Annotated in this window: 9 protein-coding genes; 8 read left to right on the forward strand and 1 reads right to left on the reverse strand. The window is 67.2% G+C overall.

What is annotated here, in order from left to right:
- Positions 1-3: 3 nt before the first annotated feature.
- Both NMQ14_RS16110 and NMQ14_RS16115 read left to right on the forward strand, forming a co-directional pair.
- Positions 4-570, forward strand: a complete 567-nt coding sequence (locus tag NMQ14_RS16110; RefSeq protein WP_257097733.1) for a chlorite dismutase family protein — start codon at positions 4-6, stop codon at positions 568-570.
- Positions 571-719: 149 nt separating this feature from the next.
- On the forward strand, positions 720-1832 hold the full coding sequence (locus tag NMQ14_RS16115) for an AI-2E family transporter (RefSeq protein WP_257097735.1): 1113 nt from the start codon (positions 720-722) through the stop codon (positions 1830-1832).
- A 30-nt stretch (positions 1833-1862) separates the two neighbouring features.
- On the opposite strand, the gene NMQ14_RS16120 is transcribed toward NMQ14_RS16115, so the two are convergent.
- Positions 1863-2651: a hypothetical protein gene (locus NMQ14_RS16120; protein WP_257097737.1), complete on the reverse strand. Its 789-nt coding sequence runs from the start codon at positions 2649-2651 to the stop codon at positions 1863-1865.
- Here NMQ14_RS16120 and NMQ14_RS16125 point away from each other — a divergent pair.
- From NMQ14_RS16125 to NMQ14_RS16150, 6 genes are read left to right on the forward strand one after another with little or no spacing between them, the layout of a single operon-like run.
- A complete protein-coding gene (locus tag NMQ14_RS16125) occupies positions 2650-3699 on the forward strand; it encodes a hypothetical protein (protein ID WP_257097739.1) in 1050 nt (349 codons plus the stop codon). The genes NMQ14_RS16120 and NMQ14_RS16125 overlap by 2 nt on opposite strands.
- On the forward strand, positions 3696-4916 hold the full coding sequence (locus tag NMQ14_RS16130) for an O-antigen ligase (protein ID WP_257097741.1): 1221 nt from the start codon (positions 3696-3698) through the stop codon (positions 4914-4916). Before NMQ14_RS16125 ends, NMQ14_RS16130 begins: the two co-directional genes overlap by 4 nt.
- A 5-nt stretch (positions 4917-4921) precedes the next feature.
- Complete coding sequence (locus NMQ14_RS16135) at positions 4922-5947, forward strand: glycosyltransferase family 9 protein (protein ID WP_257097746.1); 1026 nt, start codon at positions 4922-4924, stop codon at positions 5945-5947.
- The gene (locus NMQ14_RS16140; protein WP_257097743.1) at positions 5944-7029 is read left to right on the forward strand and encodes a glycosyltransferase; all 1086 of its coding nucleotides are present in this window, start codon (positions 5944-5946) and stop codon (positions 7027-7029) included. Before NMQ14_RS16135 ends, NMQ14_RS16140 begins: the two co-directional genes overlap by 4 nt.
- A gap of 2 nt (positions 7030-7031) precedes the next feature.
- On the forward strand, positions 7032-7676 hold the full coding sequence (locus tag NMQ14_RS16145) for a hypothetical protein (RefSeq protein ID WP_257097744.1): 645 nt from the start codon (positions 7032-7034) through the stop codon (positions 7674-7676).
- 28 nt (positions 7677-7704) lie between these two features.
- Positions 7705-8424, forward strand: a complete 720-nt coding sequence (locus NMQ14_RS16150; RefSeq protein WP_257097745.1) for a tRNA (guanosine(46)-N(7))-methyltransferase TrmB — start codon at positions 7705-7707, stop codon at positions 8422-8424.
- The last annotated feature ends 42 nt before the right edge of the window (positions 8425-8466 follow it).

An 8466-nucleotide genomic window follows, 5' to 3' on the forward strand; every position in this document is an offset into this window, starting at 1 on the left:
GTCATGACCGGGACGGCAACCCCGCGCCTGTATACCTTCGCCGCCGGCGATGCCGGCCCGTGGCGCGTCACCGGTGTGCGCGCCGTCATCGGCGAAGGCCTGGCGATGGCGCCGCGGCTCGACATCGTCGCCGGGGCGGCCGAAGCCGCCGGAGCGTGGCGGCTGCGCGGCATCGCCAGCAACGAGCGCTATGTCACCCGGCCGGAAAAACAGCAGCTGCTTGCGCTGCAACCGCCGCTGGCCCGCGCCGACGCGCGCAGCGCCGCGCTGATTCCGATCCGCAAGTCGGCCGCCTGGTGGGCGCTGACGCAGGACGAACGACGCGACATCCTGGAAGAACAATCGCACCACGTGGCGCTCGGCATGCGCGCGCTGCCGGCGGTGGCGCGCAAGCTGCACCACTGCCGCGACCTGTCGGAGACCGAACCGTTCGACTTCCTGACCTGGTTCGAATTCGCCCCCCGGGATGCCGCCGTGTTCGACGAACTCACCGCTGCCCTGCGCGCCTCGCCCGAGTGGGCCTACGTCGAGCGCGAAGTCGAAGTGACGCTGGCGTTCGATCCGCGCTGACGACCCCGCAGGACGAGTGGGACCCGGGTGTTTGAAGGCGGCTCGGGTAGTATCCGTCGATGAATCCCCAATCTGCGCCACCCGGCGCTCCGCCCGCTGCGGAAGCTCTCCCTTGCGGCATTGAATCAGCCTCCCCGGGTGTAGACAACGTGCCTCCGCCCGTCCTCTCCGAACCGGAATCACTGCCCGAGATCGTGCAGGCCGTCGCCGCGGTGCCGCGCCTGCGCAACGGTTCGCGGGCGCTGATCGGGCTGTTCTGGCTGGCTGCACTGGGTGCGGTGTACTTCGCCCGAGCCCTGCTGATGCCCATCGTGCTGGCGGTGCTGTTCGCCCTGCTGCTGGCGCCGCTGGTCACCTTGCTGAAGAAGTGGCGCATCCATGAATCGATTGCCGCCGGCGTGGTGGTCGTGATGATGGTCGGCGGCGTGGGGGCGGGGCTGTACTTTCTGACCAATCCGGCGCTCGACTGGCTGGAACGCTCGCCGCGCGCGCTGCGCGAGGTCGAGGTCAAGCTGCTCAAACTGCAGCGGCCGGTGGAAGAGGTGCGCGAAGCCACCGAGCGCCTCGAGGCCATGACGTCCAGCAACGACAATCCAAAGGTAAGGTCGGTGGTGCTGAAGGAACCGGGCCTGGGGTCGGTGCTGTTCACCGGCACGCAGTATTTCCTGATCGGCGCCGCCTCGACCGTGGTGCTGCTGTATTTCCTGCTGGCGTCGGGCGACGGCTTCCTGCGCAAGGTGGTGCGGCTGATGCCGACCCTGCGCGACAAGATCCGCGCCATCGGCGTGGCGCGCCAGATACAGCAGGACATCGGCCGCTACTTCTTGACCCTGAGCACCATCAACGCCGGTCTGGGCGTGGCGACCGCCGCCGCCATGTATCTGCTCGACATGCCCAACCCGGCGCTGTGGGGTGTCATGGCCGGCCTGCTCAATTTCATTCCCTATCTCGGGCCGACGCTGTGCCTGCTCGCACTGTCGCTCGCCGCGCTGATCAACTTCGACAGCGTGGCCGAAGCGTGGGTGATTCCGGCCAGCTTCCTCGTCATTACCGCCATCGAAGGCCAGTTCATCCAGCCGATGTTCGCCGGGCGCATGCTGTCGCTCAACCCGGTGGCCGTATTCATCAGCTTCCTGTTCTGGGGCTGGCTGTGGGGCATCGCCGGCATGCTGATCGCCGTACCGATGCTCATCCTCATCAAGGTCGTGTGCTCGCACGTTGAACACTGGGAGCCGATCGGCACCTTCCTCGACCGGTCGTGACCGGCCGCCGGAGGTCGTGCGGACCTCGTATCAGGGGGCACCGGGCGCGGCGTCGGTGAAACTGTAGCCGGCGCACAGCGCATCCTTGTTGCCCCAGGTGGCGCCGGAACTGACCCGCGCTTCGGCATCGGTACAGGTCATCCAGTCCGGGCCGACACCGAGCAGGTGGTCCATGCGTGCCCAGAAGAGGTCGTAGAGTGCGGTGCCCTTGACCGGACCGCCGATGCGCGGCGTGGTCTGGGTGGTCGGCGTCATGCCAAAGGACGACACCGTCGTGCTGCGCTTGTAGGTGAGCAGCGAAAGCCGTGCTTTCACGCCGCCACCGGTTTCGCTGACCGTCAGTGTCCAGCTGTCGTCGCCGACGATGCGCACCATCTGCGAATGGAACACCCAGTCGCGTTCGGCCACCAGGCTGTTGTCACCCGGCTTGATCCGGAAGTCGTTGCCGTCGGCCAGTCGCCACAGCCGGGTGGCGGCGGCCATTACGTCCTGCGCGGTGCGGCCCGGATAATCGCGCGTCAGCACCTGTTCGAGTTCGGCCTCGCTCATCGGCGGGCGCGGGGTCACGCATCCGGTCAGGCAGACCGTACCGAGCAGCAGTGCGGCGAAGGGGACAAATCGCTTCATCGGTTCGAGGGCTATGAAAGGGTGAGCACGTGCTTCCGGCCATCCGGGCGCCATGCGGGCAGGTTCGGCCAGTTCGGCCGTTTCCGCCATTTCACCCATGATGCCGCAATCGCAGCTGCGCGCCGCTGGAAGCGCGCCGGGCGCCTTCAGGGTAGCATCGCGACTTTCCGCAATATCGCCCTGCGCCGGCATGTCAGATTCCCGAACGGACGCCGTCACGGTTGCCGTCTATTTCGTTGCCTCTCCTCTGCAGTACCTCGCGGCACAGCGCATCGCGCGCGATATCGAGCCCGGCGCGCGTCAGGTGCTGGTCTGGTACAAGCCGGGCCTGAAGCCGGTGGTCGATGCCTCGGAATGGGATGCGTGCAGCTATATGCCATGGCCGCGCTGGGAGCCGCTGCCCGGATGGTTCGGGCGGCACCGCCGGCTGCGCGCGAACATCGATCTGGTGGCCGGGCTGGTCGGGCGATGCGACACCTTGCTGCTGCACAGTGCGGTGTTCGACACCGAAGCGATCAATTACTTCCTGCATGCGCTGCCGCGACGCGCTGGCGCACGTACGATGCATGCGCGGATATTGCCCGACGGGCTGATCAGCGTCCGCCGCTACCCGCTGTCGCTGCCGAAGCGGCTGATGCAGCGTGCCCGCCTGCTGCGCCGCCTGATTGCGCCCGAACTGCGCTACCGCTGTTTCGACGGCGACCGCATCGGTTCGGACGCGGACTTCTGCGACCGCATATATGTGCTGCCCGGTCTGCCGCACGCTTACCCGGCCCGCAAGGTGTGCGTACTGCCGCCGCTGGTCAGTCGCGCGCAGCCGGTCGTCGAAGGCGATGCCGGGCCGCGTCGCGCGCTGGTGATCGGCCAGCCGCTGGTCGGCGCCGGTCTGCTGCCGGCGCCCGCACTGGCGCCGCTGACCGAGCGCGTCCGCGGCTGGCTGACCGGGCAGGGTATTGTGCAGATCGACTACAAGGCGCATCCGAAAGACCCCGACCACGAACTGCGCCACCCGGATTACCAGCTGATCGAGCCCGATTGCGCGCTGGAGATATATATGGCGCGCACCCGCTACGATGCCGTCGTGGGCGTGCGCTCGAGCGCGCTGCTGTTCGCGCGCCAGATCTATCCGCCAGCGGTCCAGGTAGTCGCCTTCGGCTGGGCCGACGCGCTGTTCAAGAGTGAGCAGGAAAAGACCGACATGAAGCACGCCTTCGAACAATGCGGGGTGCGCCTCGCATGATGACCACGCTGCGCGAACGGATTCCGTTCATCAATTCCTGGCTGCTGGCCGGCGTGTTCTTCTCGATTCCGCTGACCGTGGCGCCGGCCTACTGGCTGAGCGCGCTCATGCTCGTCTTCTGGCTGGTCGAAGGACGCTACGCGGAAAAGTGGCGCGCACTGGCGGCCGAGCCGCTGGTCTGGCTGTTCGCCGCCTACTACGCGGTGTTCGCGCTGTCGCTGCTGTGGACCGAAGACCTTGACTGGGGGCGGCGCATGACCGGCAGGCAGGGCTTCTTCCTGCTGTTTGCACTGTATTTCAGCGTCGCGCGACGCGAGCATTTCGGCCGTTACGTCACCGCCTTCCTGCTATCGATCGCCTGCTGCGAAGCGCTTGCCTTCTATAACTGGGCGCAACTGCACATGTGGCCGGATCTGCCGGGCGGCATCCGGGTGGAGAAGGGGGCTGACGACACGGCACCGTTCGTAGATCGCATGATGTACACACCTGCGCTGGCGCTGGCCGGCTATCTGGCGGGGCACCGCCTGCTGTTCGAGGCGCGCACCGCCGACGTTCGGATGTTGTACGCCATCCTGCTGCTGACCACCACGCTCAATCTGCTGATTGCCGGTGGTCGCGCCGGTCTGCTCGGCTTTCTGGTTTTGCTGGCGCTGCTGGTGTTCCAGCGCTTCGCGCGTCGGCCGCTGCTCGCGGTGGTGCTCGCCAGCGTGCTCTCGCTCGGCATCGTGGCGGGGGGCTATGCCGGCAACGACTATTTCCGCGAGCGTGTCGATGCCGGCATCGATGAACTGGTCAACTACCAGGACCGCCCGAATACCTCGATCGGTCTGCGCATCGTCTATGCCCTCAACGCCTGGCGAATGTTTTCCGAGTCACCCTGGCTGGGTGTGGGCATCGGCGACTACCTGATCGAATACACGAAGGTGAATGCAATCCACACGCCGCAGTGGGAGCCGATGTACAACCCGCACAACCAGTACCTGTATGCGCTGACCAATGCAGGTATTCCGGCCGGCGTGCTGGTGCTGGCGGTGTTGCTGTTTCCGCTCGTGCGACGCGGGCCGGCAGACAGCCGGCAACGCATCCGCAAGGCGCTGCCTGTGCTGTTCATTCCGATCTGCCTGTTCGAGTCCTATCTGATGCGCTCGAACCTCAGCATGATGTATGTGCTTTTTCTCGCCGCGCTGTGGTGTGGCGTCAAGGAGCGCCCGGCTTGAAACGTGTGCTCATCGTGCGCACGTCGGCGATCGGCGACGTGGTGTTTGCGTCACCGCTGGCCGCTGCGATCAAGCGCACCCATCCCGATGCCTTCGTCGCCTGGCTGGTCGAGCCGGGCATTGATGCGCTGATCGCGCACGACCCGGCCATCGATGCCCGCATCCTGTGGCCGAAGGCCGAGTGGGCGCAGCTGTGGCGCAGCGGCCGGTGCATCGAGTTGTGGCGCCGCGTGCGCGCCTTGCGTGCCGAACTGCGCAGCCATCATTTCGATACCGTGCTCGATCTGCAGGGGCTGCTCAAAAGTGGCGTACTCGCCTGGCTGTCGGGCGCGCCGACCCGCATCGGGCTGGGGTCGCGCGAGGGCAGCCAGTGGCTGATGAGCCGCGTGGTGCCGCGCGGGGGTGACGTCGCCCGCATTTCGTCCGAATACCTGTACCTGGCCGGACAGCTCGAGCTCGACACCGGCGATTTCATGCCGGCGCTGCATGTGGCGCCCGAGGCCGACGCGCGCGCGCAGGCGCTGCTGGCCGAATATGGTCTGGTGCCGGGTCGTTACGCCGTGTTCGCCGCTTTCACGACGCGGCCGCAGAAGCACTGGTTCGAAGACGCCTGGCAGACGCTGGCTGCAAAGCTGGTGGCGCAGACCGGGCTCACGCCCGTGCTGCTGGGTGGTCCGGGCGATGCGCAGGCGGCGGCCCGCATTGCAGCCGGTGCGCCCGGCCTGATCAACCTGGTCGGGCGGACGAAGCTGCCGCAAGCGGCGGCACTGGTGCGCAGCGCCGGTCTTCTGGTCGGCGTCGATACCGGCCTCACGCACATGGGCATCGCGTTTTCGGTGCCGACTGTCGCCATTTTCGGGTCCACCTGCCCTTACACGAAGACGGGTCGTGCCAACGCCCGCGTCATCTGGCTCGGCATGCACTGTTCGCCGTGCCGGCGCCGGCCGACCTGCGGTGGCGCCTGGACCTGCCTGCGCGACATCACGCCGGAGCGCGTGCTGGAAGACGTTGCCCGGGTGCGATCCGCGTGAAGGTGCTGCATGTCGAGGCCGGCAAGCACTACTACGGCGGCGCCCGCCAGGTCGCCTACATCGTCGAGGGTCTGGCGCGCCGTGGCCTGACGAATGTGCTCGCCTGCCCGCCCGGCGCCGGCATCGCTGCCGCGTGCGCCGGTCATGCCCAGGTGGTCGAAATGAAAATGGGCGGCGACGCCGACGCCGGCATGGCGCTGCGGCTGGCCGCACTGATCCGCGCCGCGCGGCCGGACATCGTGCATCTGCACAGCCGCCGCGGTGCCGACCTGTGGGGTGGCGTCGCAGCGCGGCTCACCGGCACGCGCTGCGTGCTGTCGCGTCGCGTGGACAATCCGGAAGCGCGCTGGCTGGTTGCGCTGAAGTACCGGCTGTTCGACCATGTCATCACGATTTCCGAAGGTATCCGTCAGGTGCTGCTGTCGGAAGGGCTGGCAGCTCACCGGGTCAGCTGCGTGCGCAGCGCGGTCGACGCGACGCCTTATCTCGAACCGGTCGACGCGGCCGCCTTCCGGCGCGAGTTCGATCTGCCGCCCGACGCGCGCGTGATCGGCGTCGTGGCACAGCTCATCGCGCGCAAGGGCCATCGCTATGTGATCGATGCGGCCGATGCATTGCGCGCGGCCTGTCCGGATGTGCGGGTGCTCTTTTTCGGCCAGGGACCGCTGCGCGAAGCGCTCGAGGCCGAGGTGCGGGCGCGCGGGCTGGACGGTGTCATCCGCTTCGCCGGCTTCCGCAGCGATCTGCCGCGCTGGCTCGGGGGGCTGGACATCCTCGCCCACCCGGCCGACATGGAGGGGTTGGGCGTATCGCTGCTGCAGGCTTCGGCCGCGGCGGTGCCCATCGTGACCTGCCGTGCCGGCGGTCTGCCCGAAGCAGTGGCCGACGGTGTCAGCGGCCTGCTGATCGAACCGGGCGATGTCGCCGCTCTCACCGCTGTACTGCGCCGCCTGCTGGACGACCCAACGCTGCGCCACCGCCTCGGCGCAGCCGGCCGGGCGCGCATACTGGCCGACTTTTCGGTCGATGCGATGGTGGACGGCAATCTTGCAATCTATCGTCGCCTGCTTGAACAGGAATGAACATGGTTTCCGCTGATCGTCGCATCGTCCTGGCCATTGCGCTGTTCACCGTGCTGCTGGCGTTGTTCCCGATTTTTCTGACCGAGGAATCCTTCGTCTGGGTTTTTTCGGAGGCAGGGCCGTTCGAGCGGCTATCGGAACCTGCCTGGATCGTCACCGCTTTGATCGTGATCTTCCGCATCCGTCCGCTCGGCCCGCGTGCCTGGGCCTTCGCGCTGCTGTGTCTCGCGTTCGCCGCGCGCGAGGCCGACTGGCACAAGGCTTTCACCGGCGAAAGCTTCCTGAAGAACAGTTTCTACCGCGATGCCGCGCGACCGATCGAGGACAAGCTGATCTGCGGCGCCATCGCACTCGTGCTGATCGGGCTGCTGCTGTATGCCGGTTTCACCATCGCGCGCTTCCTGTTCCTGCGCGGTGGCTGGCGCTCGCGCTCGGGCGCATGGCTGCTGGCCGGGACCCTGCTGGTCGTCGCCGGCAAGGTGCTCGATCGCCTGCCGGCGACACTGTCGGTCGATTACGGCATCGAGCTCGGACCGATGGTCAAGCTGTATGCCACGGCGTTCGAGGAAGGCATGGAAATGATCCATCCGATGATCCTCGGCTGGTCGGTCTGGATCAGCCAGTTCGAGCGGCGCTACCTGTCCTAATCGAGGCCACGGAGTGGACGGTTCCCCCATGGCGCCTTGCACCGGCAGGTCGCGCCTTCCCGACAGTGTCCAGACCGGCCCGCACGATCACCTTGCAGCGCTGATCGCGCGCCGCGCGCGCGGCGAATTCCGCAAGCCGGTCGCCGCCTTCAGTGTTGCGGCGTTCGCCAGTTTTTCGCGCACCTGCGATCCGGCCCGTGCGCTGATCGTCGACAGTTGCTGCGGGGTCGGCGAAAGCACGCGGCATCTGGCGGAGCGTTTTGCCGACCACTTCGTGCTCGGCGTTGACCAGTCGTCCGACCGCTTGTCGCGTGCCCCTGCGCTGCCCGGCAACGCGATGCTTCTGCGTGCCGACATGACCGACATCTGGCTGCTGCTGCAACGCCACGCCTGCCGCCCGGCGCGTCAGTACATGCTGTATCCGAACCCGTGGCCGAAGATCGGCCAGCTGGCGCGACGCTGGCCGGCGCATCCGGTTTTTCCGGTTGTGCTGGAGTTGGGCGGCATCATCGAGTGCCGCAGCAACTGGCGCATCTACGTCGAAGAGTTCGCGCTGGCCGCGCGCCTGATCGCAGGCCTCGAAGCGGGGGTCGAGAACTTCACGACCGGCGCGCCGATGACGCCGTTCGAGCGCAAATACCTGGCGAGCGGACACGCGTTGTACCGCTGCCTGCTGAATGCCGGCGCTGCTTCATGTGCGGGTGGCGGACGTGCAATGCCGCCGGACCGGTCGCCCGGGCCACAATGACGCGACGGTGATCTGTTGGGCATCGCTGCGCTCAACCCAACC

This window comes from Methyloversatilis sp. XJ19-13 (genome assembly GCF_024580155.1).
Lineage (GTDB): Bacteria > Pseudomonadota > Gammaproteobacteria > Burkholderiales > Rhodocyclaceae > Methyloversatilis.